Consider the following 24,302-nt stretch of genomic DNA (forward strand, 5'->3'; position numbering starts at 1 on the left):
GTGGTCAGCCGCGCTGGTACGGTTCGGATCGCCGGGCGGAAGGGTAGTGCGACGAACAGTAGTGGCGCAAGGCAGCAATGCGGGCCACGCGGCGTGTGACACCTGACGATCACCGTAGAGGATCACAATAAGGAGACTGGTGTGGCAACTCCCGTAACCGAGGGCGCGGTCGGTACGGCCGATCTGAAGACGGTCCGGGAACTCGCACAGCAGCTGCGGGTCGACTCGGTGCGCTCGAGCACCTCCGCCGGCTCCGGGCACCCCACCTCGTCGATGTCCGCGGCGGACGTGCTGGCCGTGCTGGTCGCCCGGCATCTGCGTTACGACTGGGACAACCCCGAGGATCCGGCCAACGACCACCTCATCTTCTCGAAGGGGCACGCGTCCCCGCTGCTCTACTCGGTCTACAAGGCCGTCGGCGTGGTCACCGACCATGAGCTGATGAACGGCTACCGCCGCTTCGGCGAGCGGTTGCAGGGCCACCCCACCCCGATCCTGCCCTGGGTCGACGTGGCCACGGGCTCGCTGGGCCAGGGCCTGCCCGACGCGGTCGGTGTCGCGATCGCCGGCAAGTACCTCGACAAGTCCCCCTACCGGGTCTGGGTGCTCTGTGGCGACAGCGAGATGGCCGAGGGGTCGATCTGGGAGGCGCTGGACAAGGCCGCCTACTACCAGCTGACGAACCTCGTCGCGATCGTGGACGTCAACCGGCTCGGCCAGCGCGGCCCGACCGAGATCGGCTGGGACCTCGACCGTTACGCCAAGCGGGTGGAGGCGTTCGGCGCCCGCGCCGTCGTCATCGACGGGCACGACATCGACGCGATCGACGCGGCCCTCGCCGACGCCGAGGACGCGAGCCGCCCGACGGTCATCCTCGCCCGCACCCGCAAGGGCGAGGGGTTCTCCGAGATCGCCGACAAGGAGAACTGGCACGGCAAGCCACTGCCAGCGGACATGGCGGCCCGCGCGATCGTCGAGCTCGGCGGAGAGCGTGACCTGCGGGTGCGCGGCCCGGTTCCGGGACCGGAGCTGCCCCGGCCGGTCCCCGTCCAGCGCCCCAGGATCACCCTGCCGACCTTCGAGCTCGGCACCAAGGTCGCCAGCCGCAAGGCCTACGGCCAGGCGCTGGCCGCCATCGGTGCGCGCACCGACGTGGTCGCGCTGGACGCCGAGGTCAGCAACTCCACCCACGCCGAGGACTTCGGCAAGGTCCACCCCGAGCGTTTCTTCGAGATGTTCATCGCCGAGCAGCAGCTCGTGGCGACAGCGGTGGGCCTGTCGGTGCGCGGGTACGTGGCGTTCGCGTCGACGTTCGCGGCCTTCTTCTCCCGCGCCTACGACTTCATCCGGATGGCGGCGATCTCCCAGGTCGACATCCGACTGGCCGGTAGCCACGCGGGCGTCGAGATCGGCGCGGACGGTCCGTCCCAGATGGCGCTGGAGGACCTGGCGATGCTGCGGGCCGTGCACGGCTCGACGGTGCTCTACCCCAGCGACGCCACGTCCACCGCGAAGCTGGTCGAGGTGATGGCCGATCTGTCCGGCATCAGCTACCTGCGTACGACCCGTGGGGCCTACCCCGTGCTCTACGGCCCGGACGAGCCGTTCGCGCCCGGTGGCTCGAAGGTGCTACGTCGTACGGATGCCGACACCGTTACACTCATCGGTGCCGGTGTGACCCTGCACGAATCGCTCGCGGCCGCCGACACACTGGCCGCCGAGGGTGTCAGCGCCCGGGTGATCGACCTCTACTCGGTCAAGCCGATCGATGCCGCCACGGTGCTCGAGGCGGCGCGGGCCACCGGTGGGCGCATCGTGATCACCGAGGACCACTACCCCGAGGGTGGTCTGGCGAGCGCGGTGCTCGCGGCGTTGGACGACAGCGGCCTCCCGCTGTCGGTGCGCCACCTCGCGGTGCGGTCGCTGCCCGGCTCGGGCACGCCTGTCGAACTGTTGGACGCCGCCGGCATCTCGGCGCCGCACATCGTCGACGCGGCGCGCGACCTGCTGCGCTGAGCCCGCGGGGCTGAGCGGCGGCCGCCGCCGAACGAGGCGGCCGTCCGCCGAGCGGTGACGGAACCGGAACGAAAAACGGGGCCGGGGGGATCGATCCCCCCGGCCCCGTTCGTTCTGCGGATGTGCTGCCACCGTCCGGCATGATCGCCGGCCCAGTCGCGGCCGCCGGCCCGCCTGCCGACGGCTCAGTCGTCGCCCGCGGGAGATGGCGCCCCACCGAAGGTCATGTCGACCAGCGTGAGGTAGAGCCGGTCCGGGCGCGGCAGGAACTTGATGTTCGACAGCGCCTGGTCCTGCCCGGCGGACTCAACCACGAACTCGCCGTAGCCGAGCAGCCGCCCCATGGGGTCGCGGTTGTAGGTCAGGTCCGTGATCTTGGACAGTGGCATCGTCTGGACTTTGCGGAAGAAGATCCCGGACACCTTGAGCAGGCGCTTGTCCGTGATCATCAGGTGGTCGAACTGCCAGTCCGCGAGCTTCCAGAGCATGCGCAGGATCATGAAGAGCGCGAAGTACCACAGCAGGATGGTGATGAAGCCCGCGTCGACGTCCTGCGCGGCGAACAGGACGTTCGCCACCAGAGCGAGCAGCACCGACCCCGCCGTCTGCAGGAAGACGGGGAGCAGGATCGCCCAGTGCTGGCGGACCATCATGACCAGGCGCTCCTGTGAGGCCAGGTACTTCGTGTCGCGCTGAGCCGGATCTGGCAGTTGGAGTCTCACCACGATCTCAGTGTCCCAGAGATCGTGGCTTGCTGGGCACCGATCCCACACCGAGACGCCGCGGCAGGCGTGAACTGCCTCGCGGTCCGGTCGGGGACCCCCGGTACGGCCGGGGGAGCCGCCGGGGTCACAGCGCGGTGTCGCTCACGAACTCGGAGACCCCGCTGGCCCATGACTGCAGCCATCCGAACACGCGGTCGATGATACTTGCGGCACTGTTCGGTGCAGTCACCACGAAGAAGATGAGGAATGCGATCGCGGCGTACTTGACGAGTTTGTCCACGGCGGGCCTCCGGGCCGATTTGGTGAGGGGTGCGCACAAAGTATCGTCGCAGCGATCCGTCGGAGTCCGCAGATCGGCCCGATACCCTCAGGATCGTGGTCGCAGAGTGGTATGGCTGGTTGGATACAGTCCGTCGGGTCGCGGAGCGCCCGAAGGCTACACCGCAGCCGCGTAGTCCCTTCGCCCGGGATCGTGCCCGGGTGCTCCACTCGAGCGCATTGCGCCGTCTGGCAGGGAAAACGCAGGTCGTGGGGCCGCTCGACGACGACTTCCCGCGGACCAGGCTGACCCACTCGCTGGAGACGGCCCAGGTCGGTCGGGAGCTCGCCGAGCAGCTCGGCGCGGACCCCGATCTCGTCGACACCGCCTGCCTGGCGCATGACCTGGGCCATCCCCCATTCGGGCATAATGGCGAGCTGGCGCTGGACATCGCGGCCGCGTCGTGTGGTGGCTTCGAGGGCAACGCGCAGAGCCTGCGCGAGCTGACGAGACTGGAAACCAAGATCGTCGACGAGGGCGGCCGCAGCGCCGGTCTCAATCTCACCCGGGCGAGCCTGGACGCGGCGACGAAGTACCCGTGGGTACGCGGCGCGGGGCCGGACCCGCGGACGCCGAAGTACGGTGCCTACTCCGACGACCTGGCGGTCCTGGACTGGCTTCGCGAGGGTGCGCCACCGGCCCGGCGCTGTGTCGAAGCACAGATCATGAACTGGGCCGACGATGTCGCCTACTCGGTGCACGACCTCGAGGACGGCGTCGTCGCCGGTCACATCGAGCTGGCCGCCCTGGATGATCCCGGCCATCGCGGGGAACTCGCCGCCGCGACCGCACAGCGTTTCCCGGAGGCCTCGGCGGCGGCCGTCGCGGTGGCCCTGGACACCCTGCGGGCGCAGCCGTGGTGGCCGCGCTCGGAGATCACCTCGACCCGCGGTCAGGCGGCGCTGCGGGCGATGACGAGCGAGCTCATCGGCCGGTTCTCCGGCGCGGCGGTGCGTGCGACCCGGGCGCGCCAGCCCGAGGGGCCCCTGACGCGGCACCGGGCGGATCTGGTCGTGGACGAGGCGACGATCGCCGAGTGCGCCGCGCTCAAGGGCGTCACCGCCTGGTACGTGATGGAGCGGCCCGGGGCGCGGGCCCGCCAGGCACGTCAGCGTGAACTGGTCGGCGAACTCGTCGACCTGCTGCACGCGGGCGCGCCCCGCACGCTTGACCCGGCGCTGCGGCCGGCCTTCGAGGACGCGGCGGACGACGCCGCCCGCCTACGCGTGATCATCGACCAGGTGGCGCGGCTGACCGACGCGAGCGCGGTGCGGCGCCACGCGGCGCTGCGTGGTCGACCCGAACGCCGCGGCCTGTGAAGGCGGGCCGGCCTGAGCGCGGAGTCCCCGTGATGCCGGGCGCGCTGTTCGCGCAACGCTTAGTAGGCGTCGCGCGTCCTGTCAAGTATGGGTTGTGAGCCGCGTCCAGCTGGCGGCGGGTGGCCGGCGATGACCGCTTCGCGGTGGTTGGATGAACGTTGTGCCCGACATGGCGAACAGGTGGGACCGGCGGGTCGCGGCCGCCGTACCCCGGGTGGGGGAGGTGCGTGCCCTCCCCGCACGGCGATCACCCGATCCGGTCACGCAGGCCGCCCGGTTGACTGCGGTGCTGGTCGGGGACGTCATCCACAACATTCCCGTGGCATGATCGGTACTGTCGCGCCTACGACACGTACCATCGCACCGGTAGGACCGATGTGTGGGGCGGCGCGCGATCGGTCGCCGTCCCCCGCCGGGGGCTCGCGATCCGTGTTCGGAAGATCGGTTCACTGGGTACAACTGGGCACAGGTCTGGTGGGTGGTCTGCCCCGGGCGGGGTTCCCCGCCCGGCAGGGACGAGGGGAGGCGCGGATGGCCGGACGCATCCGTGATGCCGATGTAGCCCTCGTCCGAGAGCGCTCGCCGATCGCGGACGTGGTTTCCGAGTACGTCCAACTGCGTCCGGCGGGCCGCAACGAGCTGGCTGGTCTGTGCCCGTTCCACGAGGAGAAGTCCCCCTCCTTCTACGTCAACGTCGCCACCGGGCTGTTCCACTGCTTCGGCTGCCAGCAGGGCGGCGACGTGTACTCCTTCGTCCGCGAGATCGACGGGCTGAGTTTTCGGGAGGCCGCCGAGCGGCTGGCCCGTCGGGCCGGGGTCACGTTGACCTACGAGGGCGGCGGTGTCACCGACCGCACCGTGTCCAGCCAGCGGCAGCGGCTGCTGGAGGCCCACCGGGTGGCCGCGGAGTTCTACGCGGAGCAGCTCGGCGCGCATCCCGCGGCCCGCGCCGGCCAGGAGTTCCTCACCGCCCGTGGGTTCGACGCGCAGGCCGCGCACCGCTTCGGGGTCGGCTACGCCCCCACCGGGTGGGACACGCTGACCCGCCACCTGCTGGCCCGCAGGTTCACCAGCGAGGATCTGGTGCTGGGCGGCCTGTCCAAACCGGGCTCCCGGGGCGGCCTGATCGATCGTTTCCACCACCGGCTGATGTGGCCGATCCGCGATCTGGCGGGTGATGTCGTGGGATTTGGCGGGCGGCTGCTCGAAGGTGGCAACACCTCGCACGCCGCCACGCCGAAGCAGGGCTCGGCCAACGCCGGCCCGAAGTATCTCAACACGCCCGAGACTCCGCTTTTTCGCAAGGGGAGCCTGCTGTACGGCGCGGAGATGGCCCGGCGCGACATCGCCCGGCGCTATCAGGTTGTGGTGGTGGAAGGCTACACCGATGTCATGGCCTGTCATATGGCCGGGGTCACGACGGCGGTGGCGACCTGTGGCACGGCGTTCGGCGCGGAGCATGTCGGGGTGGTCCGTCGCCTGCTGATGGACTCCGACGAGCGCCGCGGCGAGGTCGTCTTCACCTTCGACGGTGATGCCGCCGGCCAGAAGGCGGCGATGCGGGCCTTCGAGCACGAGGAGCGCTTCGCCACCCAGACGTTCGTGGCCGTCGAGCCCAGCGGGCTTGATCCGTGCGAGCTGTGGGTGCGCGGCGGTGACGCGGCGGTACGCGAACTGGTCGCCCGGCGGGTGCCGCTGGTGGAGTTCGCTCTGCGCGGCGTGATCGGGCGCTACGACCTCGACACCACCGAGGGTCGCCTCGCGGCGCTGGACGCCGCCGCCCCGCTGGTCGGTCGGATCAAGGACACCGGCCTGCGACATCGGTACGCGGTCAATCTCGACCGTTGGCTTGGCTTCCTCGACGAGCGGTTCGTCGCCTCCCGGGTCGCCGAGCACCGCGGACGCGCCACGGCCACGGATCGTGCCGGGGCTGGGGCGAACGGGGCGGGCGGGGCTCGGGTCGGCGCGATGGCCGGGGGCACGCGGGGCGAGATCGCCGCGGGTGCGTCGGGTGGCGCGCGCGGCGGGCGGAGTGGATCCGCCGCGGTCGCCTCCACCGTGGGCCCACGTCGGGCGGGTACGGTCGACTCCGCCGACCCTGCCGCCGTCGTGGAGCGGGAGGCACTCAAGCTCGCCATCCAGTACCCGGGGTTCGCAGCGGCGATGTTCGACCCGCTGCCTCCGGAGATGTTCACCGTTCCCGCGCATCGCGCCGTCCGTGAGCTCATCGCACGGCTTGGCGGGGTGTACGGGGGGCTGGCGAGAACCGGTGGCGTCGGCGCCTGGGTCGCCGAACTGTCGGCGGCGGCGACCGAGGAGGAACTACGGCGGGTCGTCACCGCCCTGGCCGTGGAGAGGTTGTTGTGGGACCGCGATGTTGATGATCGTTATGTCGACGAGCAGATGTCTCGCGTACAGGAGCTACATGTGACACGTCGGATCGCCGACCTGAAGTCGCGGGTGCAGCGGCTCAACGCGGCGACCGACACGGATGCCTTCAACCGTGCCTACGGTGAGCTGATCGCTTTGGAACAGCACAAGCGTCAACTCCGGGAACGGGGCGTAGGTGCCGCGTAACCTGGGTCGATCCCGAGAAGGAAGTGACGAGATTCCGCCCATGAGTCCTACCGTCCTACCCCGCGAAGCCCAGGTGGACGAGGTCAAGGACCTCATCACCCGGGGCAAGGAGATCGGTTTCCTCACCACCGAGGATGTCTCGGTCGCCATCCAGGCGGCGGAGCTCCCCCCGGAGCAGGCCGAGACGGTCCTGCAGGTGCTCAATGACGAGGGCATCGAGGTGCTGGAGGCGGGGGGAGAGAACCCCGACGAGGCCGACCTGCTCGCCCGGCGCCGCCGGGAGGAGGAGGAACTCGCGCTCAAGGCCCCGACCTCCGACCCGGTACGCATGTACCTCAAGGAGATCGGCAAGGTCCCGCTGCTCACCGCGGAGGAGGAGGTCGACCTCGCCAAGCGGATCGAGGCCGGTCTGTTCGCCTCCGAGAAGCTCGCGGTGGCGACCAAGAAGACCTCGCCGCAGATGCGTCGGGATCTCGAGGCCATCGAGCGCGACGGTCAGATCGCCAAGCGCAAGCTGGTCGAGGCGAACCTGCGCCTGGTGGTCTCGATCGCCAAGCGTTACGTCGGGCGCGGAATGCTGTTCCTGGACCTCATCCAGGAGGGCAACCTCGGTCTGATCCGGGCGGTCGAGAAGTTCGACTACACCAAGGGCTACAAGTTCTCGACCTACGCCACCTGGTGGATTCGGCAGGCGATCACGCGGGCCATCGCCGACCAGGCCCGCACCATCCGCATCCCGGTGCACATGGTCGAGACGATCAACAAGCTGATCCGCATCCAGCGCCAGCTGCTCCAGGACCTCGGCCGTGAGCCGAGCCCGGAGGAGATCGCCAAGGAGATGGATCTCACTCCGGACAAGGTCCGCGAGATCCTCAAGGTCTCCCAGGAGCCGGTCTCGCTGGAGACGCCCATCGGTGAGGAGGAGGACTCCCACCTCGGCGACTTCATCGAGGACTGCGACGCGGTCGTCCCCGTCGACGCGGCCAGCTTCATCCTGTTGCAGGAGCAGCTCGACTCGGTGCTGCACACCCTGTCCGACCGGGAGAAGAAGGTCATCCAGTTGCGGTTCGGCCTTACCGACGGTCACCCGCGCACCCTGGAGGAGGTCGGACGCGAGTTCGGCGTCACCCGGGAGCGGATCCGCCAGATCGAGTCCAAGACGCTGTCCAAGCTGCGTCATCCGTCGCGCTCCCAGAAGCTGCGCGACTACCTGGAATAGACCTTTCCGCCGGAGCGGAGCATCTCGGCCGGCGGGCCGAGCCGCGACGGTTGTTGACCGTGAGTGTTCGTATCAATACTCTTGGCGATAGTCGGGTTTGATGATCTTCGACGGCCGTGGTCGCCGTCGATGTTCGTCGGTCCGGTGCGCGGTGGCACGTCCGGTGCCGCCGGTGGCCGAGAGGACGGCGAGCATGCCCGGCAGTCCAGCCACGTTCGGTGGTCGGTTTCGCTCCCTGGTGGGCTATGCCCTCGCCACAGCCGGCACGCAGAACTTTCTGGGCGCCCGGTGGGTGCCGGTACTGCTGGCAACGACGCCAGCCCGGTACCGCCGAAGCATGGCCCTGCGGTTGCTCTCGCTCAGCCCGCACTACTTCCAGCCGGACGAGCATGACCGCGACGCCGCGGCCGAGCGCAACCGGCGCAGTCGCGTCATCCTCGCCCATGACCTGCTCGGTCGCTACCTGCTCCCGGACGACGACGTCCTCGACGTCGGGTGCGGCCCGGGCTATCTCGCGGCCGCCGTCGCCCCGCGGGTCCACGCCCTGACCGCGGTCGACGTCTCCCGCGGTGTGCTGGCCTGCGCGCGGGTGCTGAACCCGGCTCCCAACCTGGAGTACCTCGTCGCGGAGGACTTCCACCGCAGCGGACGCGACGTCGACGTCGTCTACTGCATCGCCGTCGTGCAGCACCTGACCGACGAGGTGGTCGCCGCGGCGCTGCGTGACTGGCACGGCGCCCTACGCCCCGGTGGACGTCTCCTGCTCCACGTGGTGATCGACGATCCGGCCTGGCGCACCGAGGCGCAGTGGCGCGCGGAGCGGAGCCTGGTCGGCCGGGTGCGCCTGCGGTTCGCCCTCAACTGCTTCGGACGGTCCGCCGACCAGGTGCGCCGGCTGATCACCGATGCCGGCTTCGGCGAACTGGAACTGATCCCGATGTCCACCCTGGTGGACGTCGACGACGACGTCACCGGCCAGCACCTCGTCGTCGCCCGTCGCCTCGACCTGACTCCGCCCCGGCCGTCCGCCGGGTCCGACAGGTCCGCCGACTTCGGCGCATACGACGAGTTCGGCGCATACGACGAGATCGGTGGGCCGGCCGCGGCTGGTACGACGGCTGGGGCCACGCCGCACCGGGGCCTCGCCGCAGCGGTCCCGGCGCAGTCCACCCCGCCCGGCCACTTTGACTCCCTCGAACGGCTGGACCTCGACCCGCTCGGCCACTAGGCGCTTCTCGTGGATCGCCGACCACACGTCGGCCCCTGGCCGCGCCGGTCCCCGGATCCACGCGGCTGACCCGCCGCCACGGATGTCACGGAACGTGGCCCTCATCCGAGGGGCGGCGCCCGTATCCGTGGGGCAGGCCAGCGGGCACGGATCAGCGGGGACGGGCCGGCGGGGGTGCTGTGGTCGGCGAGTCGGGAACGCGCGGTCAGTGGGCGGGGGGTAGGCCGAGGAGCTGGTCGAAGTAGCGGCCGCGGTCGAAGTGGCCGCGCTCGTCGGGCTTCAGGGTCGCCGAGCGTGACATCGCCTGGGCGGCGTGCAGGGCGGTGGCGATGTCCTCGGCGGACTCCCGCTGGTAGCCGACGAGGGCGGGGCCGGCGATCTCGCGGTTGTGGGCGCTGTCGCGGGCGATCACCGGCACGCCCATCATGCGGCCCTCGGCCATCGGATAGCCGAACGACTCCAGCTCCAGCGGAAAGAAGATGCCGTCGCAGCGGGCCATCATGGCGATGACGGCCTCGGCGGGATGCTCGCCGACCAGGCGTAGCCGGGGATGGTGGGCCACAGTCGGATCCTCGAGCTGATCGGCGCGACCGGTGACGCTCAGGGTGGCATCGATGCGGTGCGGGGGGCCGGCGAGGATGTCGAGTGCGGCGAGTCCGGCGCGTAGCCGTCCGGTCAGCAGTTTCTGCGGCAGGATCACGACCGGGCACAGGAAGTCGACCGGATCGCTGTCGCGTCCGCGCGCCCTGGTCGTCTCGGTCGCGCCCGCGGGGTCCTTCCACGCGGGGGTGGACGCCGGGTCGGGGGGTGTCACCGGGTTGAAGGCGACGATCAGCCGGTTGCGCACGGACGGAACGTAGGTGGCGACCCGCTCGGCCATGCTGGTCGACGGGACGAAGACGCGGTCGGCCCGGTGCAGCGCCGCCCAGACGATCGGCGCCTGGGCGTGCACCGCGGGGCTGATCCGGCGGCCGAGCTGGCGGATCTCCGCGCGGCGCAGGAAGTGCTGGGCGCCGTGGACGAGCACGTGCCGCTCCCGGCCGGCGGTCACGAACGAGACGTTGTTCAGCGCCAGCGACCGGTCGAACCGTACGCCGCGGGTCTGTTCCCGTTCGCGTCGCAACAGCCAGGTCGCGCCGAGGGACCGGTCGCGTCCGATGGTGTGGAGGCCGGGTAGCTCGCGGTCGCGCAGATAGAGGTCGAACTCGTTGAGCAGGCGTTTCGCGCCCCCGACCCGCGCACCGGCGCAGTCGACGAGCAGGGACGCCGCGCAGGGGGCGCTCATGGTGTGGACCTGGACCGGGGGAAGGCGGAACCGGGTCCCGACGGCGAGGGGCGGCCGGGGGAGGGGGGGACGCGGCTGGCCGACTGGGTGGGGCGGGCGGGCGGTGGGGTGGAGCGGGTGGGGGCGGTGGCCGGCCGGCCGGCGGGTTGGGTGGGCAGGTCCGGGGGCTCGGTGGGGGCGGCGGGGCGTCCGGTCAGGGCGGTGAAGACGAGTCGGGCGTAGTCGTCGGGGCGGGTGGCGGCCTCGGCCCACTCGGCGGCGCGCCGTCCGGTGCGGGCGAGGCGGGCCCGGTCGGCGAGCATGCCGCGCAGGATCTCGGTGAGGGCCGCCGCGGACTCGTCGACCGGGGTCTGGCCGGTGACACCGTCCTGGTAGGCGTCGTGGCTACCGCCGGAGGCGGGGCCGACGACCGCGCAGCCGGCGAGCTGCGCCTCCAGCAGGACGATGCCGTAACCCTCCCCGCTGGCCGGGCGGCCGCGGGTGGGGGTGTGGGTACGGGTGCAGAGCACGAACAGGTCCGCGGTCGCGTAGAGGCGGGCGAGTTCCTCGTCCGCGGGGGATTCGACGACCTCGGTGTCGGGATGCGCGGACACCAGCTCGTGCAGCGCGCCCGGCGCCGGACCCTGCCCGGCGAGCACGAGGCGCACCGGGCCGAGTTCGGCGCGGATGGTGGCGAGCGCCGCCAGCAGCACGGCGGCGCCCTTGCCGGACCAGTCGGCCAGCCGGAACACGCTGAGCATGGTGGGCACCGGCGGCAACGGTCGGCGCCGGCTCGATTCGCCGAGCAGCGTCGTGCGCCACGCCGGGGAGATCCCCGGCGGCAGGATCGGCGCCACCCCGACCGTGGACAGCGCACCCGCGCTGTACGAGCTGATCGTCACCGGATGCAGCAGCGGGTCGGCGCGCAGCAGGGCGCGGTCGGCGGCGCGCATGCTCCAGATGTCGGTGCCGTAGAACAGCACGGGGCCGAACCGGGCCCGGGTCAGGCGCAGCGCGGCCGCGCCGACCGGGATCAGGTTGGCGTGACCGACCACGACGCTGTCGGCGGTGCCGAAGCGTCGGGCTGTGCTCAGCGCCCGGCGGACGAACCGGGCCCGGTTGCCCGGGGTCGCCTCGACGCCCGGTTCGAGCATGTCAACCCTGGTCAGCTCGGCGCCGCCCGCGCGCAGGGTCTCCTCCACCGTCGTGAGGTAGCGCTCGATGCCGCCACCGAGCCCGCCGGAGAGGGTCAGGAGCAGGACGCGGGCGGCGCGGTCGGCATCCGGCGCTGGGGGAGAGATCCGTCGAAGTAGCTGCACGGAAGGTGATGCTAATCATTCCCCTGGTAGTCGTCCCGCGCGCCGTCCCGTGTCCGGTGAGCTCAACGTGGCTGAACTGGTGCCGATCGTGCTGATGGTTTTGCGGATGGCGCGCGTGCTGTGGGCGCCGGGTCGGGATCTGGGGCGGGGGGACTTGTGGCGCAGCGCCGGCGCTTCGACGAGGTACCAGCTGGCCGCGGCGAGCACCACCGTCACCACGACCGTCACCGGCAGGTACACGAGGATCCCCTGGCGGTGCAGCCCGTACACGGTGGCGAGCTGCTGGATGGGAAAGCCGTAGATGTACAGGCCGTAGGAGAGGTCCCGGCGGGTGCCCAGACGGTGGAGCGGCACCCGGATGCCCAGATAGGCGCACAGGTAGGCCAGGGGCATCGCCGAGATCAGCGGCATGTCCTGGACGAAGTGGGAACCGACGAACACCACCCCGGCGACGGCGGCGATTCGGCCCGAGACCGGGATGCGGTCGGCGTACAGGCACACGATCGAACCGGCGAGGAAGTTCAGTGCGAACCGGAACATGTCCGGGGACAGCCGGGCCGGCAGGATACCGGCGGGACCGAGGGCCTCGACCAGGGCGAGCCCCAGGGTGATCGCGCCGATCACCAGGACCGGTCGGCGGCGCAGCAGCCCGACCAGGGCGAGCGCGAGGATCCCGAGGTAGCACTGCACCTCCCACCACAGCGACCACATCGAGCCGTCCCAGGCCAGTGGCGCGGTGGAGCCGGGAGCGGGGAAGAAGGTGCCCGTCGGGGTGCCGCCGATGTCGTAGAAGCGCATCCGTACCAGCGCGTTGTCGGTGACGTAGTGCAGCGCGCCGTGCGGTCCGGTCAGTGGATAGCCGTGCAGGGTGCCATGGACGTGCAACCAGCCCAGCGGGGCGATCACGAACGCGACGAAGATCAGGCAGACCCAGAAGCCCGGCAGGATGCGCAGCGCCCGGTGCCGGATGAACCGACGCAGCGGTAGCCGCCGGGCGCTGTGTGTCACCAGCAGGCCGCTGATGGCGAAGAAGCCGTCGAGGGCCACCGCGTCGTACTCGTGCTTGCCCAGGGCCGGGGTGTGGTGACCGCTGAGCGCCAGTCCGTGCAGCAGCAGGACGACCCAGGCGAACATCAGCCGTTGCGCGGACAGGCAGTTCGGGCCGGTGAACACCCGGGCGAGGGTCTCGCCGCCGGTGCTGTCGCCGGGCGCGGTGCCGCTGGGATGGCTGGCGACGCTGGTGGACGCGGGTTGCGTGGCCTGGTCGGCCCGGCGGGGGCGGGGGATGAGCCGCGCCACGCCCGACGGGGCGCGCGGTGGCGCGGTGAGCGTGTCGGGTGATGGCGCGCGCGCCGGCTCGCCGTCGGCGTGGGGATTCCTGGGCGCTTCGATGCCCGGTTCCATGGGAGCTCCTTTGTGACTGGCATGAGCCCGGCAGCCGTTGCGGCGGTCGTGGTGTCGACTGCTTCAACCTGTCGGCGTCACGCTGGCGTTACTCTAAGTGCACATCCGCGTACGGCTGTGGGCTCGTGGCCGTGTGCCGCACCTACGGTGACAAGGAGTCGTCCATGGAGCTCGACCTGCGGTATCGCAACGGTGGCAATCCCGACCTGCTCGACCTCGTCGACATCCGACCGGGACGGGCCCTGGACTGTGGCTGCGGCGCCGGTGACAACGCCCGGCTGCTGCGAGAACGTGGCTGGCAGGTGACCGGCGTGACCAACGATCCGTCCGAGCGGGCCGCCGCGGGGCGTGAGTGCGACCGGATCGAACTCGCCGACCTCGCCGACGGCCTGCCCTTCGCCCCGGACGGCTCCTACGAACTCGTCGTGCTCTCGCACATCCTCGAGCACCTCGCCGACCCGACGCCGCTGGTGCGCGAGGCCCGGCGGGTGCTGGCGCCCGGCGGCCGGATTCTGGTCGCGCTGCCGAACGTGCTGCACTACCGGCAGCGGGCGAAGTTCCTGCTCGGACACTTCGAGTACACCGAGACCGGCCTGATGGACGCCACCCACCTGCGCTTTTTCACCGTGACCTCGGCCCGGCGCCTGCTGGTGTCCGGCGGACTGCGGATTCTGGCCGATGCCTCGACCGGTGGGCTGCCGTGGTGGCGCAGCCGGGAGTTCCTGCCCGAGGGCTGGGTGCGGGGCGCCGACCAGTTCGTCCTGCGCCAGATGCCGAACCTGTACGCCTGGCAGTCGCTGTTTCTGACCGCGCCGCTGCGCCCGCTGCCCGCCGCCCGTCCCGCGGACATCGGCACCCGGCCCGTCACGGCGCCCCGGCCACGGCGTAAAGCCGCACAGCCGGCTGTCCCCGCGCCCACTGTCACCGCGCCCGCCGCGCCCGCCGCTGTCTCGCCCACCGCGTCCGCGTCCGCCGCCGCCCCGACCCGGTCTCCGGTGGCGCGCGCGGGCGGTTGAGTCCGTCCAGCCGGATCGGTGTGACCCCGCCCTGCTCGGGACGGTCATGGCGGGGTCATGACCAGGCGGTCCATCGCGCGGCGCGGGGCTCGTCGGCGTGCGGTTCACCGAGCGGGGGAATCGGTCCAAGACCGTCCAGAAGACCATGGCGGACCAGCGCGGACGTGGCGAACCCACGTCCGCGGGCCAGATCCAGCAGCAGGGATCGGGGCAGCACGACCGTGGCGGCGGTCGCGGCGACCAGTGTGGTGCGCAGCCGCCATCCGCGCAGCCGGGTGAACCACAACCGGTTGCGCACGACGTAGTAGCCCCAGCCGCCACGCGAGATGGTCGTGCTTCCGGTGTGCCACGCGCGGGCGGGACTGAGCACCACGCTCCAGCCGGCGTCGCGCACGCGGTAGCAGAAGTCGACATCCTCGAAGCCCAGGAAGTACCGGCCGTCGAAGGGGATGCGCCGCAGCACGTCCATCTTGATGAACATCACCGCGCCGGTGACCCAGTCGGCCTCGCAGGGCCGATCCTGCGGCGGGCGACGGGCTCGCGGCGCCACCAGGACGGGACTCAGCCGAGCGGCGCCGGACTGCAGGCCGTCCCCGTTGACCAGGGTCGGGGCGACGACGCCGATGTTCGTGCCGCGCAGCAGGTGCAGACAGGCCGTGATCGTGGCCTCGTCGATCCGGATGTCGTTGTTCACCAGCAGGAACGCCTCGGCGCCCGGATGGTCGCGGCAGGCGAACGCGAAGCCCGCACCGAAGCCGAGATTGCGCGGGGGGATCAACCACGCGGACGCCGCGGGCAGGTCCGGTGGACGCGCGCTCTGGTCGTTGGCGACCACCACGACCTGCGCGATGGACGGACAGGCCTCGAGCCGCTCGGCGACGTCCACCGTGGGAGCGCTGGGACCCCAGTGGACGATGACGGCCACGGTTTTCATCGGGCCCCCTGGCTTGGTGCGCGGTGGGAACGGAGCGCACGGCAGTCGTGTTCTCGTGCGGATCGAAACAGAGAGTAACAGAATCGTCTCACCTCGTGAGGCAAGGTGGCGGTGTCGGCGTCTCCGGGTTCGCGCCACGACGCCCTTGTCCCAATGCTCACACAGAGTAGTCATCGAGTGGCATAGTCGGGCCGTGGCTGATGCGTCGTCGATCCCCATGGGTGCGGATGAGCAGGCGGCGGACGGCTCGATCGCCGGCCCCGCCGCTTCACCACCCGCACCTGGTGCCGGTGGTGAAGCTGGCGTCGCCGGCCCGCCGACGCAGCGCGCCGGTTCCCCCGCGGACGGCTGGCTGGCGGCAGGTGGCGGTCAGCCAGATCGTCGCGGTCACGGTCGCCGCGGTCGTGGTGGCGGGCGGCCGGTGTGGGTGGGGCGGCTCGGGCGGGGTCTGTCCGAGCTGCTGATGACCGCCGGGGTGCTGGTCGTCCTGTTCCTCGTCTACCAGTTGTGGGTCACGGACCTGTTCGCCGCCCGGACCCAGGACCGCCTGCACCATGAGCTCGAGCAGTCGTGGAGCCGCCCGGCGCCGCGGGTGCCCGTGCCGTCCGCGCCTCGGACGGCACCACCCCCACCGGCGGTGCCCCTCGGTGACGGTGTCGCGATTCTTCGGGTTCCGCGGCTTGGACGGGATTACGCGCCCGTCGTCGTGCAGGGCGTCTCGGCGCCGGACCTGCGTCGCGGACCTGGGCATATCCCGGGTACGGCGATGCCCGGTCAGGTCGGGAACTTCGTGGTCTCGGGGCATCGGACCACGTATGGAAAACCTTTTAATCGTCTGGATGAATTGAAGCCCGGTGACGCCATCGTCGTCGAGGTTCAGGATCGTTACTACACGTACCGAGTCTCTGGCTCCGAGGTTGTGACCCCAAATCGGGTAGATGTTACATATCCCGTGCCAAAGCATGCGGGAGAGGTTCCGACGAAGAGCCTCATCACCTTGACAACCTGTCATCCTGAATATTCGGCCAGTCATCGACTGATCGTGTACGGCGAGCTGGTGGACACCACCGCGAAGTCGGCAGGCCCGCCGCCGGCGCTGGCTGTCGGGTGAATGCGCGAGGAGGCGCTGACGATGTACGCCTGGCTGTACCGCCACCTCCCCGGCTCCGGTCGCGTGCGGCCGTTGGTAGCTGCACTGCTGCTGCTGGGCGTGGTGGCCCTGCTGATGTTTGTGGTCTTTCCTGCGGTGGAGGCGGTTCTGCCGAATGGTCAGGTAACTATGGGTAGTTGAGTGGGTCGTAAATTGCAACCAGTGGGCCGAGGTGGACGGGGGGCGACGGTCGCCCGCGCTTCCGATGATTCGGTGGAATGGACACGGCGTGGTCCCGCCGTCGGAGCGGGAAAGCCCTCGATGTTCCTTTGTGCTTTGGTCGACAGGGAGCCCATCTCGGCACCGCGGACCGTGGCGTGGTGGTCGGTCTGGGGGCGGCGGAAAGTCGGTCATCGGATATCCTGCGCCATGGGCGGCGTTACGCTCGCAAAGTGTGGGCATCGGTGCCTGCGGCATCGCGGCAGCCGCGCCTGATGGAGGCGGTGGTGTACAGGCCAGAGCCCCTGTGGTCGACGCGTGTGGTTGTGGGTCCGTGGCGGGATCGTCTTCGGGGGAATTCCATGAAATGGCGGTATCAGAATGGGCGCTGGTCAGCGGTCCACGTCGACGGCAGGCGTCGAGTGGCGCACCAGACGCGAACCTCCCGACACGCGGCCGCCCACACCGGGAGGGGCGGGCTGAGCGGTCGCGACCCGGCGGACCGCGACCCGGCAGGTTCAGGTCCGGACCCGGGTGGGCGTTCTCCTCGCGACGGGTGCGTCGTGGGCAAGGGGGCACCACAGGTACAGCGGTCTGTCACCGGGCCGGTCGACACCTGCAGGTCGGCGTTGGACGCCGGGCCGCAGGTGGTGACCGGGCCGGCCGGGGGTGCGGGCCTGGTGGACGATCCCGGGCCGGCTGGCGGAGCTGGCACGGATGGGGTGGCGGGCCGGATCGTCGGGGCCGGGCGGACGCCCGCGCAGGCGCGTGAACCCGGGCGGGCAGCGGTCGGGATAGCGACCGTTGTCGAGCGGGCCGGGCAGTTCGACCGGGTCGGGCAGTTCGACCGGGTCGGGCAGGTCGGGCGTCCGGGCCAGACCGGTTCCACCAGCCAGGTGATCCGCGCGATCGTGTTCGCGAGCGTCCTGTTCGCGGTGATCGTGCTCGTGTGCGGGGTGGAGGTCGGCCTTCGTTCGGCAGCGGCGCCTCCGGCCGGCACGTCGGATGCGGCGCGGGTCGCGTCCAGCGTGGTGTCGGCGTTGCTGGCGTCCCTGGCCACCTTTCTGCTGACCGCGGTCGCCTTCGGTCTCACCCGGCTGCGTGGCCGGGCGGCGAGCGGCGGTGGGGCCGGCTGGCGCGCACCGGGGCGCGACGAACTGACCGGGCTGCCTGACCGGCGGCATCTGCTCGACGTCGCCGGGCGCTGGCTTGGCGGGGGAGGGCACCGCTCCCGCGGGGTCGCCCCGGTCGGGCTGCTGCTGCTCGATCTGGACGGGATGCGGGATGTCAACCTGGCGCTCGGCCACGAGCAGGGCGATCGCCTGATCGCCACGGTCGGTCGCCGTCTGCGCGCCGCGCTGCCCGCGTCCACCCTGTTGGCGCGGATCGACGGGGACGGGTTCGCCGTCCTGCTCCGCGGGATCGACGCCGCCCGCTGCGAACGGGTCGCCGCGGACCTGCGGGCCGCCCTCGAACCACCGGTCATGCTGGCGGCCACGCCGGTCCGGCCGGACGCGAGCATCGGCATCGCCCGGTCCCCGCAGCACGGCCGCACCGTGCACGAACTGCTGCGGCACGCCGAGCAGGCGATGCACGCGCACAAACGGACCCGGGACGGCCAGCCCGGCGAGGCACCCGTCAACCGGGCGCGGCTGCTGCTGCGGGCCGAGGTGCGCCAGGCGTTCGACCGTGGCCAGATCGAGGTGACCTACCAGCCCAAGGCGGACCTGCGCAGCGGCCGCATCAGCGGGGTCGAGGCCCTGGTGCGTTGGCGTCATCCGGTCGACGGCCTGCGTGGGCCCGGGGCGTTCCTCACCGAGGTCGACCGGGCCGGGCTGATGCCGCGGCTCACCCGGTTCGTGCTCGACCAGGCCCTGGCCGACTGCGCGCGGTGGCGGGCGGGGGGGGCCTTCCTCACCGTCTCGGTGAACGTGCCCGCGTCCGTCATCGTCGAGACCTCGTTCGTCGATGTCGTGCGGATCGCGCTGGCCCGACACCGGCTGCCGTCCTCGGTGCTGGTCATCGAGCTCACCGAGGACACCCTGGTCGAGGCCCGGGACGCGGCGCGACGCACCCTGGTGGGGCTGCGCCGCCACGGGGTGCGGGTCAGCCTCGACGACTACGGCACCGGCTTCTGCTCGCTGACCTACCTGCGGGAACTGCCCGCGGACGAGGTGAAGCTCGACCGCACCTTCCTGCGGGATCTTGACGCCGATCCGGCGGCCGCGGAGATCGTGCGGTCCACCGTCCGGCTCGCCCACGCCCTGCGGATGCGCATCGTCGTCGAGGGGGTCGAGACGCAGCGCTCCTGGCAGACCCTCGCCGACTGGCAGTGCGACGAGGTGCAGGGCTTCTTCATCGCCGGTCCGATGGCCGGTGACCGGATCGTCATCTGGCTGGGGGAATGGGCCGCCCGGCTCTCCGCCCGGCCGCTTGCCACCGGGCCCGCGCTGAGCGCACCGCCGTCGGTGGCGGCCGCGGGCCCGGCGGGACGTGCGGCCGTCGGGCCGGCGACGACCGGGGCGACCCGGTGGGCCGCCGGCTACCGGGTCGCCCCGGTCGACCGCGCCGCATCCTGAGCCCAGCCGGGTTCTGAGCCCAGCCGGGTTCTGAGCTCAGCCGTGTCCGGTGTCGGAGGTCGCGGCGGTGTCGAGGCGCAGGGTGAGGTCGGCGGTCGCCCGGATCTCCCGGGCGGTGTCGCCGGGCGCGCCGGTGACCAGCCGGGTGCAGATGTCGCGGTACATCGCCGGGTAGGCGTCCAACCGGTTGACCCGGCGGCGGCGCAGCAGCCGGGAGCCCGCCTCGGCGGTGTAGCGGGCGCCGTCCACGATGGTGACGGTGACCCCGTTGGCCCGTAGCTCGGTGTGTTCGCGCAGCCCGTAGCGGCTCCCGCCGGCACTGGTCAGCACGAGGGACAACGCCGCGTCGTTGGCGAGTTCCACGTACACGGTGTAGGTGCCGCCGCGGGCGACCGACACCGTCTGACGGCGCACCGGGGCGAAGTCGTTGAGCCACAGGAAATGGTCGATCCAGTGGCAGCCGTTGCTCACCAGCCGGCTGCGGGAGGCCGGCCAGCGATACCAGTGCCGCGCCGGCAGCGGTTCCTCGAACACGACCGCGCTGTACAGCATCGGCTCGGTGGCGTCAGCGAGGCGCAGGTCGGCCCGTAGCCAGGCGTTCATCGGGGAGTACCGGCGCTGGAAGCAGGCGAACAGGCGGCCGCCGGCGTCCAGATGTTTCTCGAGTTCGTCCAGGTCGGCCTCGGTGGTGACAACCGGTTTCTCGACGACGGCGACCGCGCCGCGCCGCAGGGCGGCCAGGGCCAGCGGCGCGTGGGTGTGATGGAAGCCGGCGATCAGGTCCACATCGGTCGGCTCGTCCGGACAGGGCAGCGGTGAGGTGTCGAACGTGAACCGGTCGTTGCGCCGGGTACCGATCTGGACAGGGTCGACCTCGTGGATGCGGACCAGGTCCAGATGGTCGCGGACGTGCGGGACGACCTGGGTCTTCGCATAGTGACCGAGGCCGAACAGGGCGGCGGTGGGCCGGCGCCCCCCCCCCCGGGTGAACCCCCGGGTGTACCGCGGCCCCAGCCGGCGGGGGGGGCCGGGGGGGGCCGCGCGGGGGGGGGGGAACGACGTGGGTCTAGGATTTGTCCCGGGGGCCTAACCGGGGGGGGGGGGGCGGGCGCCCCCCGCCGGGTGTCACCGACCGGGTGTCCGGCGGCGCCTGCCGGCGGGGGGCGCGGGTGGCGACGGCGCTGGTGGCGCGAAGCAGCTGGTCGTCGCGGCGGGGACCCTGCCATTCGATGGCGAGCCAGTCGACCAGTCGGTCGACACTGGCCGGGTCGAGCGGCGCACCGGACGCCGGCGACCAGCCGATCAGCGCGTCGTCGACGTCCGGCGGGGAGGTGGCCGGTCGGGCCCGTCGCACCAGTGGCGCGTCCGGGGCCCGTCCGGCCCGCGGGCGGGTGCGCACCAGCCGCGGGTCGAGCACCACCCGTTCCATTCCGGCGGGATGGGCGGGCGCGACGAACGCGACCGTGGTCCCCACCGTCAGCGGATCCCCGCCGGGGGCGCTGGACGTGTCGCGGATGTCGGATGGGCCGGGGCTGTCGGGGGGCAGGATGACGCCGAGGCCGACCGCGACGTGACGATGGTTGCGGCCGCGTTCCTGGAGTCGGCTCAGGCCCTTGCGGGCGACGGCCTGCACGCCGAACTCGCGGGTGTAGGCGGCGAGTTCCCGCGGGCCGCCGGCACGCACGAAGTACTGGCCGTCCACCGGGAACAGGGTGATCCACAGCGTCGGTCGGATGCGCACGCCACCGGCGACCGTCGTCTCGTCGAGGTAGCCGTCCACCCAGCGGTCGGCGACGAGAATCCTCATCCGACCTCCGCGCCGTGCCGCGACACCCGCGATGCCCGGTCGCCGCCCTCGCCCTGACGCGGCACACGCCCGGCCGGCTCTGGCATCGGCCCGGTGCGCCACACCTGACAGGCCTGGGCGAGCAGCGACATCGGGCCGGTCAGCGCGTCGTCGATCATGCTGGCGCAGGCCTCGAAGCGGGGACGGCCCTCATCGATGGGGTCGGTCAGATCGTCGAGTTCGGCCGGCACGATCCGTCCGGTGGCCCGGGCCCGTAGGGCGGCGGCGACGAGTAGTTCCCCGGCTGGACGTACCGGCCCGATCGGCAGGTCGGCGAGTCGGACCGCCGAGGTCAGCCGGGCGAACTCGCGCAGCGTGAACGTGCGTCGCAGGGCCCGCGGACACTGCGTGACCACCGCCGAGCGGTGCTCCCGGGTCGCGCAGAGCACCAGGTCGCTGCGTTCGACCAGGTCGGGGGTGAGCCGTCGACTGTGGAAGCCGGTGGGGTCCAGGCCCCTGGCCCGCAGCAGTTCGACGGAGTGCCGGTGCATCGCGTCGCCGTCGCAGGCGTGCACCCCGGCGCTGGCGATCGCCAGCTGCTGGGAGACCCAGGCGGCCCCCGGGCTGCCCCGCCTGGCCGGGAAGTAGGCGGCGGCGAGATGCTGCGCCAGCGGCGAACGGCAGAGGTTGCCGGTGCAGACCATCAGGACGGTCCACGGACCGGTCCGCGCGGGTGCGCTCATGACCCGTGTGGGGCGGTCGGCCCCTGCGCGGCGGCTGGCTTCTGCGTGGCGACGGGTGCCTGTGCGGTGGTGGGTGCCTGTGCGGTGGTGGGTGCCTGTGCGGTGGTGGGTGTCTGGTGGGGGGCGGGGTCGCGGCGCCAGTAGACGCCCGTCCAGTCGACCGAGACGATCTGCTCGTCGATGCCGTGGGCGGCGCGGTAGTCGTCCACCGCGGCGCGGCAACCGGGCACGGCGCCGTAGTCGTCCACGATGCAGAAACCGCCCGGGGCGAGCTTCGGGTAGAGGGCGGTGAGCGCGTCGATGGTGCTCTCGTACATGTCGCCGTCCAGACGCAGCACCGCCAGCCGCTCGATGGGTGCGTGCGGCAGGGTGTCGCGGAACCAGCCCGGCAGGAACTGGACCTGGTCGTCGAGCAGACCGTACCGGCGGAAGTTGTCCCGTACCTGGTCGACGGAGACGGCGAGCGCGCTGTGCTCGTGATGGCGGTCGCCGGCGTCGGCGGCGTACCGCGGGTTGGGCACGGGCAGGCCGGCGAACGAGTCGGCGACCCACACCGTCCGATCGTCGACGCCGTAGGCGGCCAGCACGCCGCGCATCAGGATGCAGGCGCCGCCGCGCCACACCCCGGTCTCGATCAGGTCGCCCGGCACCTCGCCCCGGATCACCTGCTGGACGCATTCCTGGAGGTTGCGCATCCGCAGTTCGCCGGTCATGGTGTGCGCCAGCCGCGGCCAGTCCCGTCCGTCCCCGCGATGCTCCGGTGGTGTCCGGCGGACGATCTCCATGCCCTGGCGCTGGACGGCCCGGGCGACGAGCCGCCGGGCGTTGCCCCGCGGCTCCCACACGCTGCCGTCGCCGCCGTCCCACAGGGTGAAGGTCAGCGTGGAACGGAGCAGGTCAAGATAGCGTTCTGTGATCGCGGTCTGGTCCGCTCGGGTGGGGCTCTGCGTGGTCATCACTGCTCCTGGAAGGTCCGGTGCTCCTGGACGGGTGGGTTGTCGCGGTCGGCGCTGCCGCCCGCCGCGGGTACATGGTCCGGCTGCCACCGGCGCCATCGGTGCCATCGGTGCTGGCGGCGGGGGATCGGTGGAGGGTCGAGGGTCGGGGATGTGCACCGGGTCGGCGGCGGCCGCCCGGGTGAGCAGGCGTGCGCAGGCGACGTACAGCGCGGCGGCGGACGCGGTGTACGTCGCGCCGGAGACGACGGCGACGGTGCCGAGCCCCCCGTGGTGCAGCGCGAGCAGTAGTCCGGCCACCGTCGCGACGGCCACCGGTACCTGCACCGTCAGCACCGTGCGCGCCGTGCGAAAGCCGAGCAGCACGTGGATGAGCAGGTAGTCGACCGCCTGCGGGATGGCGGCGAGCACCAGGACGCGGGTGGCCGTCGTCGCCGGTGCGAAGTCGGCCCCGTAGACGAGCCGGATCGCCAGCGGTGCCACCAGCGCCACCGGGGTGGAGATCACGGTGGCGAGCCCGAGGGTGGCCAGCGTCGCCCGCCGCACCGTGCGGGCACGTTCCCACGGGTCGACGAGCGTCCGCAGCCGGCTGAACACGACCATCCCGGTGGCCTGGCAGATCGTGGCGCAGGCGGTGGCGAACGCGACCGCTACCCCGTAGAACGCGACCTCCCGGGCCGGCCGCAGGGTCGCCACCAGCAGCAGGTCAAGCTTGTAGATCAGCTGTGCGCCGACGACCGTGCCGTACGCCCCGAGCGCGCCCCGCAGGAACGCCCGCGACGGCAGCACCCCCCCACCCGGACGCCCGGGGGCCCGACGACCGGACGCACCGAGTGGACCGGACGGACCGGGGTGGCGCAGCACCTGGAGGTGGTAGACCAGCGGCGGCACCAGGGACGTCAACGCCATCGCGCAGAGCCACCACACGGGACTGTGCTGCCCGACCACCGCGTAGAGCACGAACACCGCGAGTGTTCCCGCCGCCGGGACCAGCCGTACGACCTGGAACTCGCCCCCCATCCGGCCGCGCCGCTGGGCCAGGCCCGCCGCGTTCGACCCGACCACGGTCGCCGCCGCGAACAGGCTCGCCCCGACCACCGCGAGCAGCCCGAACTGGAGATCATCACGCTGCCCGATTCCGCCGGCGGCGGCCACGCCGAACAGCGCCGCGCCGATGGCGGCCACCATCGCCGCGTGCGCGAGCAGCGGGGCCAGCAGCCCCTCGTCCGCGCCGTCGTCGGTGACCAGCGCCTGGGAGACCCCCAGGCTCAGCACCATCGCGAGCATGCTCGCCCAGGTCTGCAGGGTGAGCAGTTCCCCGCGTCCGGTCGGCCCGAGCACCCGGGCCGCCAACGCACCGGTGGCCGTGCCCAGCAGCAGTGTTCCCGCGTTGCCCGCCAGCACCGCGGCCGTCGCACGGGACAACCCGCCGCCGCCCACCGTGTCCACCGGTGCCGAGTGCGCCGCCGGCGCCGGCGGCGGGTCGGACGTCGGCACTGAGCTGGACGTCATCGGTGCGTCCGCCTCCCCGCAGACCGCCGGGCTCCCATCGACGTCCACAGCGTGTGCCGAAGGCCGCTCCGGGCAGC

Annotated in this window: 20 protein-coding genes; 10 read left to right on the forward strand and 10 right to left on the reverse strand. The window is 71.9% G+C overall.

All coding sequences use genetic code 11. From position 1 onward, the window contains the following. The first annotated feature begins 141 nt into the window (after positions 1-141). The gene (locus MXD59_RS11810) at positions 142-2,016 is read left to right on the forward strand and encodes a transketolase (protein ID WP_248810602.1); all 1,875 of its coding nucleotides are present in this window, start codon (positions 142-144) and stop codon (positions 2,014-2,016) included. Positions 2,017-2,201: 185 nt separating this feature from the next. Here MXD59_RS11810 and MXD59_RS11815 read toward each other — a convergent pair whose 3' ends face one another. Next, positions 2,202-2,741 (reverse strand): PH domain-containing protein, encoded by a 540-nt coding sequence (locus tag MXD59_RS11815; RefSeq protein WP_248810601.1) that lies wholly within the window; start codon positions 2,739-2,741, stop codon positions 2,202-2,204. 124 nt (positions 2,742-2,865) lie between these two features. Beyond that, positions 2,866-3,021, reverse strand: a complete 156-nt coding sequence (locus tag MXD59_RS11820; RefSeq protein ID WP_248824707.1) for a hypothetical protein — start codon at positions 3,019-3,021, stop codon at positions 2,866-2,868. A gap of 95 nt (positions 3,022-3,116) precedes the next feature. Between MXD59_RS11820 and MXD59_RS11825 the strand changes: the two genes are divergently transcribed. The 5 genes from MXD59_RS11825 (at position 3,117) to MXD59_RS11845 (ending at position 9,403) form a co-directional block, all read left to right on the forward strand. Then, positions 3,117-4,379 carry a deoxyguanosinetriphosphate triphosphohydrolase gene (locus tag MXD59_RS11825; protein WP_248824708.1) on the forward strand — a complete coding sequence of 421 codons (1,263 nt, stop codon included), beginning with the start codon at positions 3,117-3,119 and terminating at the stop codon, positions 4,377-4,379. Between the two features lie 151 nt (positions 4,380-4,530). Further along, positions 4,531-4,707 carry a hypothetical protein gene (locus MXD59_RS11830; RefSeq protein WP_248824709.1) on the forward strand — a complete coding sequence of 59 codons (177 nt, stop codon included), beginning with the start codon at positions 4,531-4,533 and terminating at the stop codon, positions 4,705-4,707. A gap of 203 nt (positions 4,708-4,910) precedes the next feature. Continuing rightward, the gene (gene dnaG / locus MXD59_RS11835; RefSeq protein WP_248824710.1) at positions 4,911-6,956 is read left to right on the forward strand and encodes a DNA primase; all 2,046 of its coding nucleotides are present in this window, start codon (positions 4,911-4,913) and stop codon (positions 6,954-6,956) included. A gap of 40 nt (positions 6,957-6,996) precedes the next feature. After that, positions 6,997-8,175, forward strand: a complete 1,179-nt coding sequence (locus MXD59_RS11840) for an RNA polymerase sigma factor (RefSeq protein WP_101834813.1) — start codon at positions 6,997-6,999, stop codon at positions 8,173-8,175. Between the two features lie 193 nt (positions 8,176-8,368). Further along, positions 8,369-9,403 carry a class I SAM-dependent methyltransferase gene (locus tag MXD59_RS11845; protein ID WP_248824711.1) on the forward strand — a complete coding sequence of 345 codons (1,035 nt, stop codon included), beginning with the start codon at positions 8,369-8,371 and terminating at the stop codon, positions 9,401-9,403. Between the two features lie 205 nt (positions 9,404-9,608). Here the strand turns inward: MXD59_RS11845 and MXD59_RS11850 are convergent, their stop codons facing one another. The 3 genes from MXD59_RS11850 to MXD59_RS11860 are packed head-to-tail and all read right to left on the reverse strand — an operon-like array spanning position 9,609 to position 13,390. After that, positions 9,609-10,688 carry a glycosyltransferase gene (locus MXD59_RS11850; RefSeq protein ID WP_248824712.1) on the reverse strand — a complete coding sequence of 360 codons (1,080 nt, stop codon included), beginning with the start codon at positions 10,686-10,688 and terminating at the stop codon, positions 9,609-9,611. Further along, positions 10,685-11,986, reverse strand: coding sequence for a glycosyltransferase family 4 protein (locus MXD59_RS11855; protein WP_248824713.1), 1,302 nt, complete (start codon positions 11,984-11,986; stop codon positions 10,685-10,687). Before MXD59_RS11855 ends, MXD59_RS11850 begins: the two co-directional genes overlap by 4 nt. Before the next feature lie 15 nt (positions 11,987-12,001). Beyond that, positions 12,002-13,390 carry an acyltransferase family protein gene (locus tag MXD59_RS11860; protein ID WP_248824714.1) on the reverse strand — a complete coding sequence of 463 codons (1,389 nt, stop codon included), beginning with the start codon at positions 13,388-13,390 and terminating at the stop codon, positions 12,002-12,004. A 164-nt stretch (positions 13,391-13,554) separates the two neighbouring features. Between MXD59_RS11860 and MXD59_RS11865 the strand changes: the two genes are divergently transcribed. Next, positions 13,555-14,406: a class I SAM-dependent methyltransferase gene (locus MXD59_RS11865; RefSeq protein ID WP_248824715.1), complete on the forward strand. Its 852-nt coding sequence runs from the start codon at positions 13,555-13,557 to the stop codon at positions 14,404-14,406. A gap of 55 nt (positions 14,407-14,461) precedes the next feature. On the opposite strand, the gene MXD59_RS11870 is transcribed toward MXD59_RS11865, so the two are convergent. Next, positions 14,462-15,340: a glycosyltransferase family 2 protein gene (locus tag MXD59_RS11870; protein ID WP_248824716.1), complete on the reverse strand. Its 879-nt coding sequence runs from the start codon at positions 15,338-15,340 to the stop codon at positions 14,462-14,464. 217 nt (positions 15,341-15,557) lie between these two features. On the opposite strand from MXD59_RS11870, the gene MXD59_RS11875 reads away from it, so the two are divergent. The 3 genes from MXD59_RS11875 (at position 15,558) to MXD59_RS11885 (ending at position 19,228) form a co-directional block, all read left to right on the forward strand. Continuing rightward, positions 15,558-16,451: a class E sortase gene (locus MXD59_RS11875; protein ID WP_283096778.1), complete on the forward strand. Its 894-nt coding sequence runs from the start codon at positions 15,558-15,560 to the stop codon at positions 16,449-16,451. A gap of 21 nt (positions 16,452-16,472) precedes the next feature. Then, entirely contained in the window at positions 16,473-16,631 is a 159-nt protein-coding gene (locus MXD59_RS11880) for a hypothetical protein (protein WP_248824717.1), read from the forward strand. A gap of 581 nt (positions 16,632-17,212) precedes the next feature. Further along, positions 17,213-19,228 (forward strand): EAL domain-containing protein, encoded by a 2,016-nt coding sequence (locus MXD59_RS11885; protein ID WP_248824718.1) that lies wholly within the window; start codon positions 17,213-17,215, stop codon positions 19,226-19,228. 36 nt (positions 19,229-19,264) lie between these two features. Here MXD59_RS11885 and MXD59_RS11890 read toward each other — a convergent pair whose 3' ends face one another. The 4 genes from MXD59_RS11890 to MXD59_RS27770 form a co-directional block, all read right to left on the reverse strand. Next, positions 19,265-20,014 (reverse strand): Gfo/Idh/MocA family oxidoreductase, encoded by a 750-nt coding sequence (locus MXD59_RS11890; RefSeq protein ID WP_248824732.1) that lies wholly within the window; start codon positions 20,012-20,014, stop codon positions 19,265-19,267. Positions 20,015-20,294: 280 nt separating this feature from the next. Beyond that, on the reverse strand, positions 20,295-21,035 hold the full coding sequence (locus tag MXD59_RS11895; RefSeq protein ID WP_248824733.1) for a hypothetical protein: 741 nt from the start codon (positions 21,033-21,035) through the stop codon (positions 20,295-20,297). Continuing rightward, positions 21,032-21,757, reverse strand: coding sequence for an arsenate reductase/protein-tyrosine-phosphatase family protein (locus MXD59_RS11900; protein WP_248824719.1), 726 nt, complete (start codon positions 21,755-21,757; stop codon positions 21,032-21,034). Before MXD59_RS11900 ends, MXD59_RS11895 begins: the two co-directional genes overlap by 4 nt. Beyond that, a complete protein-coding gene (locus tag MXD59_RS27770) occupies positions 21,754-24,225 on the reverse strand; it encodes a TylF/MycF/NovP-related O-methyltransferase (protein WP_504858351.1) in 2,472 nt (823 codons plus the stop codon). Before MXD59_RS27770 ends, MXD59_RS11900 begins: the two co-directional genes overlap by 4 nt. Positions 24,226-24,302 lie beyond the last annotated feature (77 nt).

Source organism: Frankia umida, from assembly GCF_023242945.1.
Classification (GTDB): Bacteria; Actinomycetota; Actinomycetes; order Frankiales; family Frankiaceae; genus Frankia; species Frankia umida.

Excerpts from the sequence above, each read along its gene's own strand:
- dnaG (WP_248824710.1), top strand. The coding sequence starts at position 4,911 with ATGGCCGGACGCATCCGTGATGCCGATGTAGCCCTCGTCCGAGAGCGC.
- MXD59_RS11860 (WP_248824714.1), bottom strand. The coding sequence starts at position 13,390 with ATGGAACCGGGCATCGAAGCGCCCAGGAATCCCCACGCCGACGGCGAG.
- MXD59_RS11900 (WP_248824719.1), bottom strand. The coding sequence starts at position 21,757 with ATGAGCGCACCCGCGCGGACCGGTCCGTGGACCGTCCTGATGGTCTGC.
- MXD59_RS11840 (WP_101834813.1), top strand. The coding sequence starts at position 6,997 with ATGAGTCCTACCGTCCTACCCCGCGAAGCCCAGGTGGACGAGGTCAAG.
- MXD59_RS11895 (WP_248824733.1), bottom strand. The coding sequence starts at position 21,035 with ATGAGGATTCTCGTCGCCGACCGCTGGGTGGACGGCTACCTCGACGAG.
- MXD59_RS11845 (WP_248824711.1), top strand. The coding sequence starts at position 8,369 with ATGCCCGGCAGTCCAGCCACGTTCGGTGGTCGGTTTCGCTCCCTGGTG.
- MXD59_RS11850 (WP_248824712.1), bottom strand. The coding sequence starts at position 10,688 with ATGAGCGCCCCCTGCGCGGCGTCCCTGCTCGTCGACTGCGCCGGTGCG.
- MXD59_RS27770 (WP_504858351.1), bottom strand. The coding sequence starts at position 24,225 with ATGACGTCCAGCTCAGTGCCGACGTCCGACCCGCCGCCGGCGCCGGCG.
- MXD59_RS11830 (WP_248824709.1), top strand. The coding sequence starts at position 4,531 with ATGAACGTTGTGCCCGACATGGCGAACAGGTGGGACCGGCGGGTCGCG.
- MXD59_RS11870 (WP_248824716.1), bottom strand. The coding sequence starts at position 15,340 with ATGAAAACCGTGGCCGTCATCGTCCACTGGGGTCCCAGCGCTCCCACG.
- MXD59_RS11880 (WP_248824717.1), top strand. The coding sequence starts at position 16,473 with ATGTACGCCTGGCTGTACCGCCACCTCCCCGGCTCCGGTCGCGTGCGG.
- MXD59_RS11875 (WP_283096778.1), top strand. The coding sequence starts at position 15,558 with ATGGGTGCGGATGAGCAGGCGGCGGACGGCTCGATCGCCGGCCCCGCC.
- MXD59_RS11865 (WP_248824715.1), top strand. The coding sequence starts at position 13,555 with ATGGAGCTCGACCTGCGGTATCGCAACGGTGGCAATCCCGACCTGCTC.